The sequence below is a fragment of the Pseudomonas sp. GW821-FHT09H03 genome (assembly GCF_059415945.1).
In genome coordinates, this window is record NZ_JBWKOF010000016.1 from 103,565 (window position 1) to 123,348 (window position 19,784).

General features: G+C 59.6%; 20 protein-coding genes. 10 read left to right on the forward strand and 10 right to left on the reverse strand.

Translation table 11 applies throughout. The features are described from left to right. Positions 1-26 precede the first annotated feature (26 nt). The 7 genes from AC07OG_RS21610 to AC07OG_RS21640 all read left to right on the forward strand — a co-directional run bounded on the left by AC07OG_RS21610 (position 27) and on the right by AC07OG_RS21640 (position 5,125). Entirely contained in the window at positions 27-371 is a 345-nt protein-coding gene (locus tag AC07OG_RS21610; RefSeq protein WP_495068044.1) for a hypothetical protein, read from the forward strand. Positions 372-524: 153 nt separating this feature from the next. Continuing rightward, a complete protein-coding gene (locus tag AC07OG_RS21615; RefSeq protein WP_060542775.1) occupies positions 525-1,157 on the forward strand; it encodes a TetR family transcriptional regulator in 633 nt (210 codons plus the stop codon). 225 nt (positions 1,158-1,382) lie between these two features. Then, entirely contained in the window at positions 1,383-1,883 is a 501-nt protein-coding gene (ureE, locus tag AC07OG_RS21620) for an urease accessory protein UreE (RefSeq protein WP_060542774.1), read from the forward strand. Continuing rightward, positions 1,880-2,554: an urease accessory protein UreF gene (locus AC07OG_RS21625; protein ID WP_060542773.1), complete on the forward strand. Its 675-nt coding sequence runs from the start codon at positions 1,880-1,882 to the stop codon at positions 2,552-2,554. Before ureE ends, AC07OG_RS21625 begins: the two co-directional genes overlap by 4 nt. Positions 2,555-2,576: 22 nt before the next feature. Beyond that, positions 2,577-3,191, forward strand: coding sequence for an urease accessory protein UreG (gene ureG, locus AC07OG_RS21630; RefSeq protein WP_060542772.1), 615 nt, complete (start codon positions 2,577-2,579; stop codon positions 3,189-3,191). Positions 3,192-3,220: 29 nt separating this feature from the next. Further along, positions 3,221-3,793 (forward strand): HupE/UreJ family protein, encoded by a 573-nt coding sequence (locus tag AC07OG_RS21635; RefSeq protein ID WP_495068045.1) that lies wholly within the window; start codon positions 3,221-3,223, stop codon positions 3,791-3,793. Positions 3,794-3,991: 198 nt separating this feature from the next. After that, positions 3,992-5,125 carry an AGE family epimerase/isomerase gene (locus tag AC07OG_RS21640; protein ID WP_060542770.1) on the forward strand — a complete coding sequence of 378 codons (1,134 nt, stop codon included), beginning with the start codon at positions 3,992-3,994 and terminating at the stop codon, positions 5,123-5,125. Positions 5,126-5,184: 59 nt separating this feature from the next. Here the strand turns inward: AC07OG_RS21640 and AC07OG_RS21645 are convergent, their stop codons facing one another. From AC07OG_RS21645 to amaB, 10 genes are all read right to left on the reverse strand, one after another. Beyond that, positions 5,185-6,090 carry a cation diffusion facilitator family transporter gene (locus tag AC07OG_RS21645; protein WP_060542769.1) on the reverse strand — a complete coding sequence of 302 codons (906 nt, stop codon included), beginning with the start codon at positions 6,088-6,090 and terminating at the stop codon, positions 5,185-5,187. A gap of 128 nt (positions 6,091-6,218) precedes the next feature. Then, positions 6,219-6,980, reverse strand: a complete 762-nt coding sequence (locus tag AC07OG_RS21650) for an SDR family oxidoreductase (protein ID WP_060542768.1) — start codon at positions 6,978-6,980, stop codon at positions 6,219-6,221. A gap of 72 nt (positions 6,981-7,052) precedes the next feature. Beyond that, positions 7,053-7,481 carry a hypothetical protein gene (locus tag AC07OG_RS21655; protein ID WP_495068046.1) on the reverse strand — a complete coding sequence of 143 codons (429 nt, stop codon included), beginning with the start codon at positions 7,479-7,481 and terminating at the stop codon, positions 7,053-7,055. 336 nt (positions 7,482-7,817) lie between these two features. Continuing rightward, entirely contained in the window at positions 7,818-8,534 is a 717-nt protein-coding gene (locus AC07OG_RS21660; RefSeq protein ID WP_060542767.1) for an ABC transporter ATP-binding protein, read from the reverse strand. Further along, positions 8,531-9,403: an ABC transporter ATP-binding protein gene (locus tag AC07OG_RS21665; protein WP_060542766.1), complete on the reverse strand. Its 873-nt coding sequence runs from the start codon at positions 9,401-9,403 to the stop codon at positions 8,531-8,533. The genes AC07OG_RS21660 and AC07OG_RS21665 overlap by 4 nt, the downstream gene beginning before the upstream one ends. Further along, complete coding sequence (gene livM / locus AC07OG_RS21670; RefSeq protein WP_060542765.1) at positions 9,400-10,683, reverse strand: high-affinity branched-chain amino acid ABC transporter permease LivM; 1,284 nt, start codon at positions 10,681-10,683, stop codon at positions 9,400-9,402. The genes AC07OG_RS21665 and livM overlap by 4 nt, the downstream gene beginning before the upstream one ends. 3 nt (positions 10,684-10,686) lie before the next feature. Then, a complete protein-coding gene (locus AC07OG_RS21675; protein WP_046819754.1) occupies positions 10,687-11,601 on the reverse strand; it encodes an ABC transporter permease subunit in 915 nt (304 codons plus the stop codon). Between the two features lie 253 nt (positions 11,602-11,854). Then, complete coding sequence (locus AC07OG_RS21680; protein WP_218425758.1) at positions 11,855-12,988, reverse strand: branched-chain amino acid ABC transporter substrate-binding protein; 1,134 nt, start codon at positions 12,986-12,988, stop codon at positions 11,855-11,857. Between the two features lie 362 nt (positions 12,989-13,350). Then, complete coding sequence (gene amaA, locus AC07OG_RS21685) at positions 13,351-14,634, reverse strand: L-pipecolate oxidase (RefSeq protein WP_495068047.1); 1,284 nt, start codon at positions 14,632-14,634, stop codon at positions 13,351-13,353. Positions 14,635-14,787: 153 nt separating this feature from the next. Further along, on the reverse strand, positions 14,788-16,278 hold the full coding sequence (gene amaB / locus AC07OG_RS21690) for an L-piperidine-6-carboxylate dehydrogenase (protein WP_060542762.1): 1,491 nt from the start codon (positions 16,276-16,278) through the stop codon (positions 14,788-14,790). Positions 16,279-16,452: 174 nt separating this feature from the next. Here amaB and AC07OG_RS21695 point away from each other — a divergent pair, with 174 nt between their 5' ends. The 3 genes from AC07OG_RS21695 (at position 16,453) to nadE (ending at position 19,647) form a co-directional block, all read left to right on the forward strand. Further along, positions 16,453-17,364: a LysR family transcriptional regulator gene (locus AC07OG_RS21695; protein WP_218425756.1), complete on the forward strand. Its 912-nt coding sequence runs from the start codon at positions 16,453-16,455 to the stop codon at positions 17,362-17,364. Positions 17,365-17,591: 227 nt separating this feature from the next. Further along, a complete protein-coding gene (gene pncB, locus AC07OG_RS21700) occupies positions 17,592-18,815 on the forward strand; it encodes a nicotinate phosphoribosyltransferase (RefSeq protein WP_060542760.1) in 1,224 nt (407 codons plus the stop codon). Positions 18,816-18,819: 4 nt separating this feature from the next. Further along, positions 18,820-19,647: an NAD(+) synthase gene (gene nadE, locus AC07OG_RS21705; RefSeq protein ID WP_060542759.1), complete on the forward strand. Its 828-nt coding sequence runs from the start codon at positions 18,820-18,822 to the stop codon at positions 19,645-19,647. Positions 19,648-19,784: the final 137 nt, after the last annotated feature.

Genomic DNA, 19,784 nt, shown 5'->3' on the forward strand with positions numbered 1-19,784 from the left:
CAAGCCCTTACGAGGAGCACCCGATCATGAAACGCCAACTACTACTTAGCCTTACCCTCTCGATGCTGGCCAGCAGCGCTTTTGCCCTGCCCGCCGCCGACCAGGCCACCCCCCAGGTCAAAGACAGCCACTCGGTTTTCAGCCAAACGGTCGCCGCTGATGGTTCCGATCGCACCCCACAGGGCCAGACCCTTGCCGAAGGCGGTAATGATCGCCTGAAAGAAAAAGGCCTGATCACTCAGGACGGTTCCGACCGTACCCCACAAGGCCAGACCCTCGCCGCCGATGGTTCGGACCGCACTCCACAAGGCCAGACCCTTGCTGAAGGTGGTGGTGATCGCGTAATCGAACGCAACAGCACTCTGAGCTAAGCCCATGGTCGCTCAGAAAAAAAGCCCAATCACCGCATTGGGCTTTTGATTTTTCAACACCGCCCTTCCCCGCGTGATCCCCCATAGTCGTTCGACGCCGGCAAAGCCGATTTGCTAGAGTGCGCCGCTCTCCCTTTGCAGAAAAACCTTGCGATGCTGCCCCGCGCCGAACAGAAACAACAGACCCGTAACGCCCTGATGGACGCCGCCCGGCGCTTGATGGACGGCGGCCGAGGATTCGGCAGCCTGAGCTTGCGCGAAGTGGCGAAAACCGCCGGCATAGTGCCCACCGGTTTCTATCGTCATTTCGCCGATATGGATGAGCTGGGCCTGGTGCTGGTAAGCGAAGTCGGCCAGACCTTTCGCGAAACCATCCGCCTGGTGCGGCACAATGAGTTCGTCATGGGCGGCATCATCGATGCTTCCGTGCGGATCTTCCTCGACGTGGTCAGCGCCAACCGTTCACAGTTCCTGTTTCTCGCTCGCGAGCAATATGGCGGCTCGGTGCCGGTGCGTCTGGCGATCGGCCGACTGCGCGAAGACATCAGTTCGGACCTGGCCGCTGATCTGTCGTTGATGCCGAAACTGCAACATCTGGGCATCGCTGACCTGAGCGTCATGGCCGATCTGATCGTAAAAAGCGTATTCGCCACCCTGCCGGACATCATCGACCCGCCTGCCGAAGCGTTGCCCGAACATCTGACGCCGCAAGCGAAGATCACCCAGCAGTTGCGCTTTATTTTTATTGGGCTCAAGCACTGGCAGGGACTCGGAAGCACCGAGTAATCCATTGGAAGATCGCAGCACGCCCCCTGCAAGAGCTGCCGAACGCTGCGCTCTCTTAATGACGCCCCAAAGAAGGGCATCAGAAAAATCAACGCACCAACTTCAATCAAAAAAAATATCTCAACCGCACACGTCCTACATTTCCCACAGCCTTTTCCTACACTTCCCGCTATTGGCAAGCCCCTTGCTCTAGCCTGAGCATTGTCCATTGCTGGAAGTCATCCCATGCTGGTGATTCATCGCAGAATCGACCCTCAACCTGAGTGGGCCGCCGAGCTTCACTTGACGTTCGAGGCCCGAAGCAAAAGCCGTTTGCGCTGTTTCAGTGCCGAGGGCGAGGACGTCGGGTTGTTTCTGGAGCGCGGCCAGCCTCCCCTGTATGACGGCGAATACCTGCACGCCGAAGACGGTCGCATTGTCCGCGTCTGCGCACGTCCGGAGCAGCTGCTGCACGTCACCTGCGCCAACGCCTTTGAACTGACTCGCGCCGCCTATCATCTGGGTAACCGTCACGTAGCCCTGCAAGTCGGCGACGGCTGGTTGCGCCTGCTCGACGATTACGTCCTCAAGGCCATGCTCGAACAGCTGGGCGCACAGGTCGAACCGATCGAAGCACCGTTCCAGCCTGAACACGGCGCATACGGCGGCGGCCACCACCATTCGCGCCACGGCGACGAAGACTTCAACTACGCGCCGAAACTGCACCAGTTCGGTGTGCGACTGTGAACCCGGCCTGGGCGCTCTTGCGCCTGGCCAGCCCGCAACTGCCGATTGGCGGCTACAGCTATTCTCAAGGCCTGGAAATGGCGGTGGATAACGGCCGCGTCAACGACCCCGACAGTGCCCGACGCTGGATCAGCGATCAGTTGCTGTTGAATCTGGCGCGCTTTGAAGCGCCATTGCTGCTCGCCCATTGCGTGGCCGCCGTGGAGGAGAACTGGGGCGAGTTGCTGCACCGCTGCGAAGAGCATCGCGCCAGCCGGGAAACCCGTGAGCTGCATCAGGAAAGCCGGCAGATGGGCTATTCCCTTCAGCAACTGCTCAATGGCCTGCCGGAACTCGATGAGGCGGCCCGCAGGTTTCTCCAGCAGCGTCCCGAGCCACATCTGGCGCTTGGTTGGGCCCTGGCCGCTCGCGCCTGGCAGATCAGCCCGCAGGATGCGCTGGCCGCGTGGCTGTGGAGCTGGCTGGAAAACCAACTGGCGGTACTGATGAAAACCTTGCCCCTGGGCCAGCAAGCCGCACAGCGCCTGACCAGCGAACTGGTGCCGCTCCTTCAACAAGCTCAACACCACGCCACTCAAATCGATCCCGAGCATTACGGCAGCGCCCCTTTCGGCCTGTCCCTGGCGTGTATGGCCCATGAGCGCCAATACAGCCGTCTATTCCGTTCCTAGGGCCCTTACTTTGGAGAATCACATGAACGCACAACCCCTGCGCGTCGGTATCGGCGGTCCGGTCGGCTCCGGTAAAACCGCGTTGACCCTGGCCCTGTGCCTGGCCCTGCGCGAGCGCTACAACCTGGCCGTCGTCACCAACGACATCTACACCCGCGAAGACGCCGATTTCCTGGTGCGCAACGAGGCCCTGGCGCCGGAACGCATCATCGGTGTCGAAACCGGTGGCTGCCCGCACACGGCGATCCGTGAAGACGCCTCGATCAATCTTGAAGCGGTGGATCAACTGAACCGGCGTTTTCCGGGGCTGGACCTGATTCTGGTGGAGTCCGGTGGCGACAACCTCTCCGCCACATTCAGCCCGGAACTGTCCGACCTGACCATCTACGTTATCGACGTGTCCGCCGGCGACAAACTGCCACGCAAGGGCGGGCCGGGAATCTGTAAATCCGATCTGCTGGTGATCAACAAGATCGACCTCGCGCCGCTGGTGGGTGCTTCGCTGTCGTTGATGGACAGCGACACAACACGCATGCGCAACGGCAAGCCCTTCGTGTTCAGCAACCAGAAAACCGGCCAGGGCCTGGAAGAGATCATCGCCTTCATCGAACGCCAGGGCCTGCTGACGGCTGCCTGATAACGACTTTTCAACAAGGAAGCTTATCCATGACACTCAAACGCATCCTCGCCGCGACGGCCCTGCTGTTGACCCCGGCCCTCGCCTTCGCCCACCCGGGGCACGGCGACAACGGCTTGATCGCCGGCATCAGCCACCCGCTCGGCGGCCTCGACCACTTGTTGGCAATGCTGGCGGTCGGCCTGTGGGCGGCGCAGCAGCAAGGCATCGCGCGTTGGGCCCTGCCGTGTACCTTTGTTGGCACCCTGTTGATCGGCGGGCTGCTGGGCTTTGCCGGGATCAACCTGCCGGCGCTGGAAAACGGGATTGCCGCTTCAGTGCTGGCCCTGGGCCTTGCAGTGGCATTGGCGGTGCGTCCGCCATTGGCCATGGCGGTTGGCGCGACAGCGTTGTTTGCGCTGTTCCATGGCGTGGCGCATGGCCTGGAGTTGCCGGAAATGACCAGTCCCTGGACCTATGCCGCAGGATTTGTAGCCGCGACGGCGGTGTTGCACGCCGGCGGATATGCGCTGGTGCGGGTACTGCCGCAGGCCGCCGCACCACTGGTGAGACTGGCCGGTGCTGCTTCGGCGGCGACCGGGGCATGGCTGCTGGCAGGCTGAGTCTCTGTTGCCTGAACCGGCCTCTTCGCGGGCAAGGCCGCTCCCACAATTTACAGGGTGTCCACACTATTAAGATTCGGCGCAAATCCTGTGGGAGCGGGCTTGCCCGCGATGACGGCCTGACAGACACCGCATCTCTGCGGTCAGCCTCTCTGCTACCATGTCGCGCAATTAACCCTGCCGTGACGACGCCAGCCAATGCCGCATGTTTCCCGCTCCGCCTCCCAGCCTGAACTGACCGCCCTGTTCGCTTCAGTGCAACAGCATTTCCTGGACGTCATTGTGCCGCTCTGGCAAGGCCCGGGCTGGAATGCCGACATGGCGCTGCCTTACGAGGCACTGGACGCCGAGCAGCATGCGCTGCCCCCACAGCGTTACCGGGCCATGGCCTGTGCGCGGCAGCTGTTTGTGTTTGCCAGCCTGATCGGCCAGGTGCCGGCCGCCGAAGAGCGCGCCGCAGCGCTGTTCCGTTCCCTGCAGCGGCATTTCCACGATGCCGAGCACGGCGGCTGGTTCTACAGCGTCGACGCACAGGGCGCGCCGCTGGACCAGCGCAAAGACCTGTACACCCACGCCTTCATCCTGTTCGCCTGCGCCCATTACTGGGACAAGGTCCGCGAGCCGTTAGTGGAGTCGGTGCTCAACGCCGCCCTGGAAGTGGTGTCGCAACGTTTCGCCACGGGCGACGGCCTGTACGAAGCCACGCTCGAGCGCGATTGGTCTTGCCTTGATAGCGGCCCCCTGCAAAACCCGCTGATGCACCTGGCGGAAGCCTTCCTCGCCACGCTATCGGTTCGCGAAGACCTCGCCGTACAACAGGCGCTTGTCGAGTTATGCACAGCCATGCAAAAGCGTTTTATTGATCCACAACACGGTGTGCTGATGGAAAAGCCGCTCGATGCTGTGGATAACTGGTTCGAGCCGGGCCACCAGTTCGAGTGGTATTTCCTGTTGGAGTCCAGCGAGCTGCTGCGTGGCTCGAAGTTGCATGACTCGCTGGAACGCGCGTTCACCTTTACCGAGCAACTGGGCGTCGAGCAACAGACCGGAGCCGTGCGGGCCATGCTGGACCTCGGGCCGGATGGCGGCTCCCGGGACGCTACGCAACGCATCTGGGCACAGGCCGAGTACCTGCGCGCCTTGACGCTACGCCCGCACAGCGAAGCCGTGGTGTTGCGTCAATTGCAGGCATTAAAGCAGCACTCGCTGCACGCGCACGGTTGGTATGAATGCCGGGATGAACATGGTGAAGTGAGCCGTCGCGACATGCCATCGACCACGCCTTATCACCTGGCGACTTGTTACCGCGGGTTGGCCGATTACCTTGCCTGACCTGCGAAAGATCGCAGCCTCCGGCAGAGCTGGCGCAGGCTGCGATCTGGCTATACGTGCTACTCAATCCACTTGCGGTCGCCAGTGAAGCTGATGGTCAACCATCTCGCCGCATCCGCCTTGCCGAGTTTCGCGGAAATGTCCTCCCGTAACCGGTCCAGGTCCCCAACGCCATCGATCGGGTAATCCCCCGGCAGCACCACGTGAATCTCGATAAAACACGCCCGTCCGTGTTTCTGCACGTAGGAAATGTAATCATCGAACCCGTGCTCGAGCTTGGCCGCTTCCATCACCTGACGCACCTTGTCGTCCAGTTGATCCGGGACGATACCCAGCACTTCGCGCAAAGCCGGACCAAGGATTTTGAAAGCCGGGGGAAGCATGCCCAAGGCCAGCAGAATCAGAATCAGCGGGTCGACATACACCGCCCATTCGTCGTACCCCTGAACTTTGAGCAGCAACGCGATGAGGAAACTCACCAGCAGGCCCGCCGACAGCATCGCATCCACCAGCCAACTGATGTTGTCGAACTGAATCAGTGATGATTTGAGTGTGCGATTGCGATGGCGGACGTAGAAGAAATAAATGAGTTCAACGACCGTAAACACCGCCGCATAAAAGATCACCAGCCCGAGCTCGACCTCGCGGCCGCCGCTGATGATGCCGAACACACCGTTGAGAAAGGCGTAAACGGCCACCAGGAATATGAAACTGCCTTCGATCACCAGCACCATGGGCTCCAGGTGCCAGGAGCCGAACTGGAAGCGCTGATTGCTTTCCTTGGCGATCAGCCGGGCGGTGATCAGCATCAGCACCTTGATGAAGGCTGCGATTAACGAAAAGAAGCCATCGAACAGGATGGATTGAGCGCCCGAAACAAAACCGGTGATGATCCCGGCGACTGTCACGGCGAGCATCAGAAAGGTTGATTGTTTGAGCAGCGACTGCTCGCCTCGATTACTCACTTGAGCTCCTCTAATACCTCTAGACCGCCGTGTACGGCGGGTTACTTGAGGGAGGAGTCTAGCTGATGTCTTGTACTGCCTGTTCCGGCCCCTTCGCGGGCAAGCCCGCGAATGGCCGTTACTCGGTCTTAAGCCTTGCGCTCAATCGCGAAGCCAGCCCAGGTCTGGCTGACCGGCATCAGCTCCAGGCTGTTGATGTTGATGTGTGCCGGAGCATTGAGGACCCAGAAGACGGTCTCGGCAATGTCTTGCGGCTGGATGGGTTCGGCGCCGGCATAGGTCGCGTTGTAGCGTTCCTGGTCGCCGGCAAACCGCACCAGCGAGAACTCGCTCTCGCACAGGCCCGGTTCGATGTTGCTGACGCGCACACCGGTGCCTTGCAGGTCGCAACGCAGATTCAGGGAGAACTGTTTGACGAATGCCTTGGTCGCACCGTAGACGTGGCTGCCCGGGTACGGATAGTTACCGGCGATGGAGCCAAGGTTGATGATGCCGGCACCGCGGCCGTGGGCGATCAGGCGAGGCAGCAGCAAACGGGTGCTGTACATCAGGCCTTTGACGTTGGTATCGACCATGGTGTCCCAATCGTCCAGGTCGCACTTGGGCGCTGGATCAACACCCAGGGCCAACCCTGCGTTGTTGATCAGCCCACGCAATTTGGCGAAGGACGGCGGCAGGTTGGCGATCGCCTCTTCCATGGCCTTGCGGTCGCGCACATCGAGCACCAGGCCATGAACCTCGGTCTGCTTCGACAACTCGGCGCACAGCGCATTCAGGCGCTCTTCACGACGACCTGTCAGCACCAGCTTCCAGCCGGCCTCGGCAAAACGACGGGCACAGGCTTCACCAAAACCGGAAGTCGCGCCGGTAATAAACAGGGTGTTGGACATCGTGTTCTCCTTGCGTCGGCTGATCGCCAGCCATTGGAATAGAAAATCAGCAGGCAGCATGCCGCGCCGCGCTCATACCGGCAACACGTTCCCGGCGGGCCGACACTGTACAAAAAACAGCCAATCCATTGCGCGCCTTACGGTACGGGGCTTTGCGCCATGTGCACGCACGTTATCCACAGGCCGGTCCACAGTCTTTGGGGGCAAGTGGAAAAGCTGCAAGCCGCTATCCACAAGGCTTTGCGCGGTGATTTGAAACTTTTTTGCTTGACCCTCGATAGTCTGCGGTGTAGTCCATGGCATTTTGCACGATCGACCGGGCAAACGGGCGATGGCGCCAAGCCAGTAACCACGGCCTTCAGCGAAGTCTTTCCAGAGTTTAATCACAGACTTATCCACAGGCTTATCCACGCCATTTTGACGCAGTTTCATCATCAACAAAAAGGTTGACAAAGCAGGCTTTAGGCTACGTAAAAACGCCTGATCAAAAAACAACCACACCCACGCAAGCCACGGATTCAGAGGCTTTCAGCCAGCTACTCCCACGTTATTCACAGCCAGTTCCACAGCAAACGGGGACAAGTCCAAACCGTGTCAAAACAACTATTTACAGCGGCTTTATGTCGCGCTTTCGGAGCTTGGAAAATTTGTTTTCCACAATTTCCTGAATGCCTGCAAAAAACCTGTGCTAGCGATTGCGCAGTGTCAGTCACCTCGATGCTGACTGTACCGCCGCAATCGCGAGCAGGCTCGCTCCCACAAGGGATGAGCACCGTTTCGGGGATGTAAAAAAGCCCCGGCGATTGCTCGTCGGGGCTTGGTTACTTCAGCGTGGAATCAGTGCCCACCAAGATACGCGTTACGCACATCCTCGTTGACCAGCAGCTCCTTGCCGGTACCCGTCATGCGGATTTCTCCGTTGACCATCACATACGCACGATCCGACAGTCTGAGCGCGTGGTTGGCGTTCTGCTCCACCAGGAAGATGGTCATGCCGGTCTTGGCCAGTTCGCGCAGGGTCGCAAAAATCTGCTTCACCACGATTGGCGCCAGCCCCAGGCTCGGCTCGTCCAGCAGCAACAACTTGGGTCGGCTCATCAGCGCACGGGCGATGGCGAGCATTTGCTGCTCGCCACCGGACATGGTCATCGCTCGCTGGGTTCGCCGCTCCTCGAGCCGTGGGAACAGCTCGAACATGCGTTGCATGTCTTCCTTGGCGTACTTGTCGCCAATCGGAATGGTGCCCATCAGCAGGTTTTCCTCGACGGTCATGTCGGGGAACACCCGCCGCCCTTCCGGCGACTGCGCGATGCCGTTGGAGGCGATGTAGTGCGACGACTTGTGGGTAATGTCCACGCCCTGATAGAGAATCTTCCCGTTCGCCGCGCGCGGCTGACCGAAGATCGACATCAGCAGGGTCGACTTGCCGGCGCCGTTGGAACCGATGAGGCTGACGGTTTCTCCTTCGTTGATGTGCAGCGAAACTTTCTTCAGGGCCTGGATCGGCCCGTAAAACACGTCCAGTTCCTGGAGTTCGAGGATGGGTTGGGTCATACCACCTCCTCTTCATCGGCGCCCAGGTAGGCTGCAATCACTTTCGGGTCGTTGCGGATATCGTCGGGGCCGCCCTCGGCGATGACGATGCCGTGGTCCAGCACCACGATGTGGTCGGAAATACTCATTACCATGCCCATGTCGTGTTCGATCAGCACCACGGTCAGATCGTGCTCGTCGCGCAGCAGCCGGATCATCGCGCTCAGCGCTTCGGTTTCCTGAGGGTTGAGGCCGGCGGCCGGTTCGTCGAGGCAGATGATCTGCGGACGGGTGCACATGGCCCGGGCGATTTCCAGGCGGCGCTGTTGGCCGTAGGACAATTCACCCGCCAGGCGGTTGGCGCAGTCCACCAGGTCCACCACTTCCAGCCAGTAGAAGGCGTGGTCCAGCGCATCGCTTTCGGCCTTGCGGTAGCCCTTGGTGTTGAGGATGCCCGCCAGCATGTTGCGGTTGACCCACATATGCTGGGCCACCAGCAGGTTTTCCAGTACCGACATTTCCTTGAACAGGCGAATGTTCTGGAAGGTCCGCGCCAGCCCGGCCCGGTTCACCAGGTGGGTGCCGCCGAACATCTTGTAGCGCAGCCGGGTGATGAAGTTTTTTGGCGAGACGAAATCGGTCGGCTTGAACGATTCGCCCAGCAACTGGATGACGTTGGTCTGCTGCCCGCGCACGTTCAGTTCGATCTTGCCGCCGGAGGCCTTGTAGAACCCGGTCAGGCAGTTGAACACGGTGGTCTTGCCGGCGCCGTTGGGGCCGATCAGGGCGAAGATAGAGTTGCGCTTGACCTGCAGGCTCACATCATTCAACGCCTTGATGCCGCCGAAGTGCATCATCAGCTTCTCGACAGAGAGTACGACTTCGCTCATGGCGCTACTCCTTTACGCGGGGTCACACCGGTGCGGCTGATCCGAATCAGGCCGCGTGGTCGCCAGATCATCATCAACACCATCAGGATGCCGAACAGCAGGACGCGGTATTCGGCGAAGCCTCGCAGCAACTCCGGGGCGACGGTCAACACAAAGGCTGCAATCACTACGCCGATGGTCGAGCCCATGCCGCCGAGTACCACGATGGCGAGGATCAGGGCCGATTCAAAGAAGGTGAACGAGGTCGGGTTGACGAAGCCCTGGTAGGTGGCGAAGAACACACCCGCCAGACCGGCCGTCGATGCACCGATGGTGAACGCCGAGAGCTTGACCAGCACGTGGTTCAGCCCCATGGAGCGGCAAGCGATCTCGTCTTCACGCAGCGCTTCCCAGGCACGACCGACCGGCATCTTCACCAGACGATGCTTGATGTACAAAACAGCCAACACGACCAGGAACAACACCGCGTAGATGAAGTAGTACTTCACGTCCGGGTTGTAGGCGATACCGAAGAACTCATGGAACGGTACGCCACCATCCTTCGCCCGCTTGCCGAACTCCAGGCCGAAGAAAGTCGGCAGTGGTGCAGGCATGCCGTTTGGGCCGCCGGTCAGGGACAGCCAGTTGTTAAGGATCAGGCGAATGATTTCACCGAAGCCCAGGGTCACGATCGCCAGGTAGTCACCGTGCAAGCGCAGCACCGGGAAACCCAGGATGCAACCGGCCAGCCCGGCTGTGATTGCCGCCAGTGGCAACACCGTCCAGAAACCCAGGCCCAGATACTGATAACCGAGTGCCAGGCCATAGGCGCCGATGGCGTAGAACGCCACGTAACCCAGGTCAAGCAGGCCGGCCAGGCCGACCACAATGTTGAGCCCCAGGCCCAGCAGCACGTAGATCAACCCGAGAATGACCACGCCCAGCAGGTAGGAGTTGGAGAAAAATGGAAACACCACGGCGATGACGATCACCAGCGGGATGATCCAGCGCAACCGCGACTTGTAGTCTGGCGCCAGAACATGGACCCCGGAACCGGTAGACTCAAAACCTTCGAGAATTTTCAGACCCTTCGGGGTTTGCAGGAACATGCTCAGGGCGAATCGACCCGCCATGACTATGGCGACAATCCAGGCCACCCGGGTGGTTTCCAGGTTAAAGCCGTAGCCATCGAGTACGACGCCGACAATCGGCCCGAACACAATCAGGGCAATGAGGCCGGCAAGAATCGCGTCAACCAGACTTTTTTTGATATCAATGGTTTTTTTAGTGGTTGAAGACATCGTTTACACCTTCGACACAAGAGGACGGCCGAGCAGGCCTTGGGGCCGAAAGACCAGAACGAGAACCAGCAGCGAGAAGCTGAAAACGTCTTTGTAGTCCGAGTTCACAAGACCGGAAAACAGCGACTCGGAAATCCCGAGGATAATCCCGCCGAGCATGGCGCCAGGCAGCGAACCAATCCCGCCGAGTACCGCGGCGGTGAACGCCTTGATCCCGATGATGAAGCCGGCGTAGAAGTCGAATGTGCCGTAGTTCATGGTGATCAGTACGCCGGCCAGGGCCGCCATCGCTGCACCGATGATAAACACGTAGGAAATCACCCTGTCGGTGTTGATCCCCAGGATCGAAGCCATCTTGCGGTCTTGCTGGGTTGCACGGCACATGCGGCCGAGCTTGGTGTACTTGATGATGTAGGTCAGCGCGGCCATGCCGACAAACGCGGCGACCAGAATGAAAACCTTGGTGTAGGTCAACTGCACAAAACCTGTACCGACCTCGACACGCCAGGCTCCCGTGAGCAACGTTGGAACACCTTGTTGTTTGGCGCCCTGGGCGATTTGCGCATAGTTTTGCAAGATCAGCGAGATACCGATGGCGCTGATCAGCGGTGCCAGTCGAGTGGAGTTACGCAGGGGTTTGTAGGCGACACGCTCGATGACCCAGCCATACACCGCCGTGACGACGATGGTGAAGATCAGGGTGCCGAGCATCAGCAGCGGGAAGGATTCAATACCGAAGTATGCCAGCAGAGCCAGACTGATTGCCGCGAGGTAAGCGGAAATCATGTAAACCTCGCCGTGGGCGAAGTTGATCATGCCGATGATGCCGTAGACCATTGTGTAGCCGATGGCTATCAGGCCATAGACCGACCCGAGGGTCAGGCCGTTGACCAGTTGCTGCAGGAAAATACCATCCATAACGCAATCTCACGCAATGAGAACCTGCACACCTGTGGGTGTGCGGCTCTTCTAAGAAAAATACAGATGTACGTCGGAGCGATGTTAGACACGATCAGGCAAGCCACCACCGCCCCCCTGTAGGAGCGAGCATGCTCGCGAAGAACCTGAGGACAACGCGTTTAACCAGCAAGCACGCGTTATCGTTGACGTTTTTCGCGAGCATGCTCGCTCCTGCAGGGGAGCAGCGCGGCTCAACTGATCAGGTAAGCCCTTACTTCTGTTTTTCCAGCTGGTGGTATTTGCCGTCCTTGTCCCACTGGTAAACCACGTAGTCGGACACTTTCAGGTCGCCCTTGCCGTCCCAGGTCTTCTCGCCCATGACGGTTTTGACCGGGTTTTTCTTCAGCCATGCAGCCGCTTCTTCGCCCTTGTTGGACTTGGCGCCGTTGAAGGCCGCAGCCAGGGTCTGTACCGAAGCGTAGGCGTACAGGGTGTACCCTTCAGGCTCGGTACCGGCCTTGCGGAAGGCGTCTACCACAGCCTTGCTGTCTGGCAGCAGGCGAGGGTCGGCACCGAAAGTCATCAGCACGCCGTCAACGAATTGCGGACCGCCAGCGGTGGTCACCAGTTCGTCGGTCACGATGCCGTCGTCGGACATGAACTTGACGTCTTTCAGCCCTTGTTCACGCAGTTGACGCACCAGAGGACCGGCTTCCGGGTGCAGGCCACCGAAGTAGACGACGTCAGCGCCGGCACCGCGAATCTTGGTGACAATGGTGCTGAAGTCTTTCTCGCCACGGGTCAGGCCTTCATACAGCACAGGCGTTACGCCGCGCTTGACCAGTTGAGCCTTGGTGGCATCCGCCAGGCCTTGGCCGTAGGTGTCCTTGTCGTGCAGCACGACAACCTTCTTGCCCTTGAGCACGTCGACGATGTAGTCGCCGGCAACGATGCCTTGCTGGTCGTCACGCCCACACATACGGAACATGGCGCTCAGGCCGCGCTCGGTAACAGCCGGGTTGGTGGAGCCTGGAGTGATTGCGATGATGCCCGCTTCGTCATAGATCTCGGAGGCCGGGATGGTCGACGAGGAGCAGAAGTGACCGACCACGCCGGCGACTTTCTGGTTGGTCAGGTCCTTGGCGACCGTCACAGCCTGTTTCGGTTCGCAGGCGTCATCGCCCTTGACCAGTACGATTTTTTCCCCGTTTACGCCGCCCGCTGCGTTGACCGCATCGGCCGCAGCCTGTGCACCCTTCATGTACTGCTCGCCGAATGCCGCGTTGGCGCCAGTCATTGGTCCCGCTACGCCGATCTTGATGTCAGCCTGAGCAAACGCAGAAACACCCAACGCAGCTGCCACTGCGAGGGCCAGAAAACCTTTCTTGTAAAACGTCTGGGACATGAGGTGGTGCTCCATGGTTTTTTTAATTGGCACTGCGACTTCTCTGACTGCTCAGAGCAAGGGCCGTGCCATCGGTTTTTTATTCTGAAAAAAGTCGCTGCTTTATTATTATTTCGACTGTCTCGAGCCCATTTTCATTGGGCGTGCAACCGTCTAAACCGCGGAAGGTAAAACCTAAGTTTTTTTGAGGCGCAACCCACGCGCGCCATCATTGCAACCGCGACACCAAACGACGTGCAACCAGCCTGTAACATCGTGCGTCACCGAAGTGCACACTGCTGGTGCGGGACTGCTACAACCCGCACCACTACAGGCTAGCTGCAGATCGAAAAAGCGCCGCTTTCTGCTATCGATATCAACAATCAAATCACGATCCGCAGGCACTGGCCTGCGTGATACAGCGAGAAACCCGCCTCGTACAGACAACTACGCAATCCGACTCCCGCCAAGGGTTGCATGGGGGCGAAGGGTATCGGCAAGGATTGAGGATTTCCGTTACACAAGTAATCGGCAAAGGCTTTGCCGACCACTGTACCCGTTGTTACACCCCGGCCGTTGTAACCGGTCACTGCCACCAGGCCGGGCGCCGGTTCGAACAGGCGCATCAGATGATCGGGGGTGAAGGCGATGCAACCAGTCCAGGTGCATTCCCATTCCACCGGCTTGAGGTACGGGAAGTAGTGTTGCTGAACCCGATCGGCCCAGGCCTTGAGAAACCAGGCCGGCTTTTGATTGCCGTTGCCGAGACTGCCAAGCAGCAGGCGCCCGTCTTTGTCTCGACGGATACTGCTCAGGACCTGGCGGGTATCCCAGGACCCTTGGCCACCGGGCAAGATTTGCTGCGCAGCGTCTTCAGTCAACGGCACCGACGCCACTTGATAGTAATAACCGGGGAAGAAATTGCGCCGCAATTCGGTCCAGTCGCCTTCGGTGTAAGCGTTTGAAGCAATGACCACTTGCTCGGCCAGTACCGAACCCTGGGCGGTTTGCACCGACCAGCGCTGCCCCTGGCGTTCGAGCCGGGTGACCGGGGAATGATCGAACAGCTGTCCACCAAGGCCGATAGCCGCTTTGGCCAGGCCGGTGGTGTAGGCCATCGGATTGAGGGTGCCGGCACGGCGATCGAGCAACGCAGCGGCGATCTTTTTAGTGCCGGTGGCTTGCTCGCAGGCTTGACCGGTGAGCAATTCCACCGGCGCCCCACGGCGCTTCCATTGTTCTTCGCGACTGCGCAAGTCCGATTCGCCACGGGCGTTGTGCGCCATGTGCAGCGTGCCTTCGCGGCGCAACTGGCAATCGATGTTGTACTTGTCCACAAGGCTGAACACCAGGGATGGAGCCGCACCGAGCATGCGATTGAGCTGGCTGCCAACCTCTTCGCCAAACCCGGCTTCGATCTCGTCCGGTGGAATCCACATGCCGGCGTTGACCAACCCGACATTGCGCCCGGAACCGCCGTGGCCAGCGCGATGGGCTTCCAGCACACAGACAGTTTTGCCTTGTTCCAGCAGATGTACCGCCGCCGACAAACCGGTGAAGCCGGCGCCGATGACGCATACATCGACTTTTACTTCCCCCTTGAGCGCCGAGTTGTCGGGCCTTTGCGGCGTCAGTTTTTCCCACAGACATTCTTCGCGTAACGGCATTGCCAGACTCCAACAGAAACCTAACCACCCACACAAATCAGTGTGGGAGCGGGCTTGCTCGCGAAAGCGGTATGTCAGTCACCATTAATATCGCTGACAGATTGCATTCGCGAGCAAGCCCGCTCCCACAGGAAATCTTGTTCGACTTGAGACTCAGTCGAACGTGATCCCTTGAGCCAACGGCAACTCCAGCGAATAGTTCACGGTGTTGGTCTGCCGGCGCATGTAGCCGCGCCATGCATCGGAACCGGATTCACGGCCGCCACCGGTTTCTTTCTCCCCGCCAAACGCGCCGCCGATTTCTGCGCCGCTCGGGCCGATGTTGACGTTGGCGATGCCGCAATCGCTGCCCACCGCGGACATGAACTGTTCGGCTTCACGCACGTCAGTGGTGAAGATGCAGGACGACAGGCCTTGTGGCACCGCGTTGTTCAAACGCAGGGCTTCCTGGAAATCGCTGTAGCCGACCACGTAAAGAATCGGTGCGAAGGTCTCGTGGCAGACCACATCGCTCTGCTCCGGCATTTCGACGATGGCCGGCGAAACGTAATAGGCATTCGGGAACTGCTCTTCCAGCTGGCGCTTGCCGCCGAACACCTTGCCGCCTTCGCTCAGGGCCTGCTCCAGAGCATCCTGCATATTTTCGAAGCTGTTTTTGTCGATCAGCGGGCCGATCAGGTTGCCTTCCAGTGGGTGACCGATGCGCACTTTGGAATAGGCGGCTTTCAGACGGGTGACGATTTCTTCCTTGACCGATTCGTGGGCAATCAAACGACGCAACGTGGTGCAACGCTGACCGGCTGTGCCGACGGCGCTGAACAGAATGGCGCGAACGGCCATGTCCAGGTCGGCGCTTGGGCCGAGAATCATCGCGTTGTTGCCGCCCAGCTCCAGAATGCTGCGGGCGAAGCGCGCGGCGATTTTCGGTGCCACTTCGCGGCCCATGCGAGTGCTGCCGGTGGCGCTGACCAGCGCAACACGCGGATCATCGACCAGAGCTTCACCGGCATCGCGACCGCCAATAATTACCTGGCTCAGGTGCGCAGGTGCGTCGCTGAAGTTCTTCAGCACGCGATCGAACAGAGCCTGGCAAGCCAGCGCGGTCAGTGGGGTTTTCTCTGACGGCTTCCAGATCACCGGGTTGCCGCAGACCAGTGCCAGCGTGGCGTTCCAGGCCCAGACCGCGACCGGGAAGTTGAAAGCGCTGATCACGCCGACGACGCCCAGCGGATGCCAGGTTTCACGCATGTGGTGGCCAGGACGCTCGGAGGCGATGGTCAGACCGTACAGCTGGCGGGACAGACCGACGGCGAAGTCGCAGATGTCGATCATTTCCTGAACTTCACCCAGGCCTTCCTGGGTGATCTTGCCGGCTTCCCAGGACACCAACTCGCCGAGGTCAGCCTTGTATTCACGCAGGATATCGCCCAGTTGCCGCACCAGTTCGCCACGGCGTGGTGCCGGCACCTTGCGCCACAACTCGAACGCATGATCTGCGCGACTGATGTGCTGCTCGACTTCGGCAGCGCCTTCCCAGTTCACGGCGGCGATGCGACTGCCGTCGATGGGGGAATGAACCGGCACTTTGCCGTTCTGGTAAAGGGCCGGGTTCACACCTAGACGATCAAGCAATGCGGCAACCATGGGTCACTCCTCAAGCAAAAGACAGAATGCGTGCAGCCGATGTCTCACGGCTGATCAGACCTGTAGTTTTAGCCTCCCGCAGGTTACTCAACAAACGACCTTTAAGAGAGATATCATTCCGTTTATTCATGCTGCGCATTGTTGGCAATAAGAAATAAGCACAAAGGACCACCCATGCTGAACAAACGCTATTTGCCATCGATCACTGCGCTGCAGTGTTTCGAAGCCGTGACCCGGCATTTGAGCTTCACCCGGGCCGCCGAAGAGCTGAATTTGACCCAAAGCGCCGTGAGCAAACAGGTCGCGCAACTCGAAGAGTTGTTGCAGCACCTGCTGTTTCGCCGGGTTCGCCGACGCCTGCAAATGACGCCCGCCGGCGATCTGTACCTGGTGGAAGTACGAAAAATCCTGACTCAGGTAGAGATGTCGACCCACTACTTGCGTTCCTACGGCGGTGAAACCGAAGTCCTGCGTGTCTCGACGCCCTCGACCTTCGGCGCGCGCTGGCTGGTGCCGCGCCTCAAGGGCTGGCGCCTGCGCCACCCGTCAATCCATCTGGACCTGTGCAATGAGCAGGAAGCCGACGACCTGCTGCAAGGTCGCAGTGACCTGGCGTTCTACTTCGGCCAAGGCGCACGGCCCGGCACTGAGTGCCTGAAACTGTTCGGTGAAGAGCTTGTGCCTGTCTGCGCCCCCGACAGCCTGCCCGCCAAGCCGTTCACCGACCCGACGCAACTTGCCGATCTGGTCCTGTTGCAAAACGCCTCACGGCCCCAAGCCTGGCATGACTGGTTCGACAGTCAGGGCTACCACACCGAACACAGCTACCACGGCCCGCGCTTCGAAACCTTTTACATGTGCATTCGCGCCGCCCAGGTCGGTTGTGGCGTGGCGCTGTTGCCGCGTTTTCTGGTGGAAGAGGAACTGGCTGACGGCAAGCTGGTCATTGCCTGGCAGCATGCAATGCCCAGCAGCGACGCTTACTACCTGGCCTATCCGGAACATTCGGCGGAAGTGCCCAAGGTGCGGGTATTTGTGAAGTGGATGCTGGAGCAGATTGATAGCCCGGACATTTCACAAATTTAAAGGTGTACCCAACCCCTGTGGGGGCGGGCTTGCTCGCGAAGGCGGTGTGTCATACATCCATGTTGAATGACACTCCGCCTTCGCGAGCAAGCCCGCTCCCACAGGGGATCTGCTGCGGTCTGGAAATTGCTGGCAATTCTGGCCATTGATATGCGCCACTACGCCCATTCGTTGAAACAGCTGAACCGTCGCGACCACAGGCCGCGACCCGCCTGGAGACCCCCGTTATGAGCGAGAGTGTGTTTGCCGATCGCATCGTGCAGAACCTGCTCGACACCGACTTCTACAAACTGACGATGATGCAGGCGGTGCTGCACAACTACCCGAACGTGGAAGTCGAATGGGAGTTTCGTTGTCGTAATGGCGAGGATCTGCGCCCGTACCTGGCGGAAATCCGTTTCCAGATCGAGCGCTTGGCCGAGTTGAGCCTGAGTGCCGACCAGTTGAGTTTCCTGGAGCGCATCAGCTTCCTGAAACCGGATTTCCTGCGCTTTCTCGGGCTGTTCCGTTTCAATCTGCGCTACATCCACACGGGAATTGAAAACGGCGAGCTGTTCATCCGCCTGCGCGGTCCCTGGTTGCACGTGATTCTGTTCGAAGTGCCGCTTCTGGCGCTGATCAGCGAAGTGCGCAACCGCTATCGCTACCGGGAAGTCGTTCTGGAACAGGCGCGCGAGCAGCTCTACAGCAAATTCGACTGGCTGAGTGCCAACGCCGGCAGCGACGAATTGTCCGAATTGCAGGTAGCCGATTTCGGCACCCGTCGGCGTTTTTCGTACCGCGTGCAGGAAGAAGTGGTGAACGTGCTCAAGCATGATTTCCCCGGACGCTTCGTCGGCACCAGCAATGTGCACCTGTCCCGGGAGCTGGGCATGAAACCGTTGGGCACCATGGCCCACGAGTGGATCATGGCCCATCAGCAACTCGGCCCACGGCTGATCGACAGCCAGATTGCCGCTCTCGACTGTTGGGTCCGCGAGTACCGTGGCCTGCTCGGCATCGCCCTGACTGACTGCATCACCATGGATGCGTTCCTTGGCGATTTCGATCTGTTTTTTGCCAAGCTGTTCGACGGCCTGCGTCATGACTCCGGTGACCCGATCCTGTGGGCGGAGAAAGCCATTACCCACTATCACCAGCTCGGCATCGACCCGATGAGCAAGACGCTGACCTTCTCCGACAGCCTGACCCTGCCCCGGTGCCTGGAGATATTCCGGGCGCTGCGCGGGCGGATCAATGTCAGTTTCGGCATCGGTACCAACCTGACGTGCGACATTCCCGGTGTCGAACCGACGAGCATCGTGCTTAAAATGACTGCCTGCAACGGCCAGCCGGTGGCGAAGATCTCCGACGAGCCAGGCAAGACTCACTGTAAAGACCCGAATTTCGTCGCCTATCTGCGACACGTGTTCCAGGTTCCTGCCCCATCCAGTCTATCTAGCAAGGAGTGAATTCATGCAAGCCGTACAGCGTGAGATTGCTGAACAGCTCAATGTCCAGCCGCCGTTCGCCGACGAGGCCGCGCTTGAAGCCGAAGTGGCCCGGCGCGTTACTTTCATTCAGGATTGCCTGCTCAATTCCGGACTGAAAACCCTGGTGCTGGGCATCAGTGGTGGCGTCGACTCGCTCACCGCCGGCCTGCTGGCACAGCGCGCCATCCGCGAACTGCGCCAGCGCAGCGGTGACGCCGCCTACAAATTCATCGCCGTACGCCTGCCGTACGAAACCCAGTTCGATGAACACGACGCGCAGGCGTCCGTGGACTTCATCAAACCGGACGAGCGCCACACCGTGAACATCGGCCCGGCGGTCAAATCCCTGGCCAATGAAGTGGCGGCGTTTGAAGGCAAGCATGCGGTATCGGTGGACTTCGTGCTCGGCAACACCAAGGCGCGGATGCGCATGGTCGCCCAATACACCATCGCCGGTGCGGCTCACGGCCTGGTGATCGGAACTGACCACGCGGCTGAAGCGGTGATGGGCTTCTTCACCAAATTCGGTGACGGCGCCTGTGACCTGGCCCCCCTCAGCGGCCTGGTGAAAAACCAGGTGCGTGCCATTGCTCGCAGCTTCGGCGCACCGGAGTCGCTGGTGGAAAAAATCCCGACGGCCGACCTTGAAGACCTGTCCCCAGGCAAACCTGACGAAGCGTCCCATGGCGTGACCTATGCCGAGATCGACGCGTTTCTGCATGGTGAGCCGGTGCGCGAGGAAGCGTTCAAGATCATTTGTGATACGTACAACAAGACTCATCACAAGCGGGTAATGCCGTTTGCGCCTTGATTTGTGAGTGGTATGAAAAAGCCCGCTGAAGCGTTGATCTTCAGCGGGCTTTTCTTTGGTCGGTGTCCCGTCCTGAATAAGGTTTACACCTTCTGACCTATTTTCAGGAGGGAGCAATGGATTCGGGGAAAAGGCGC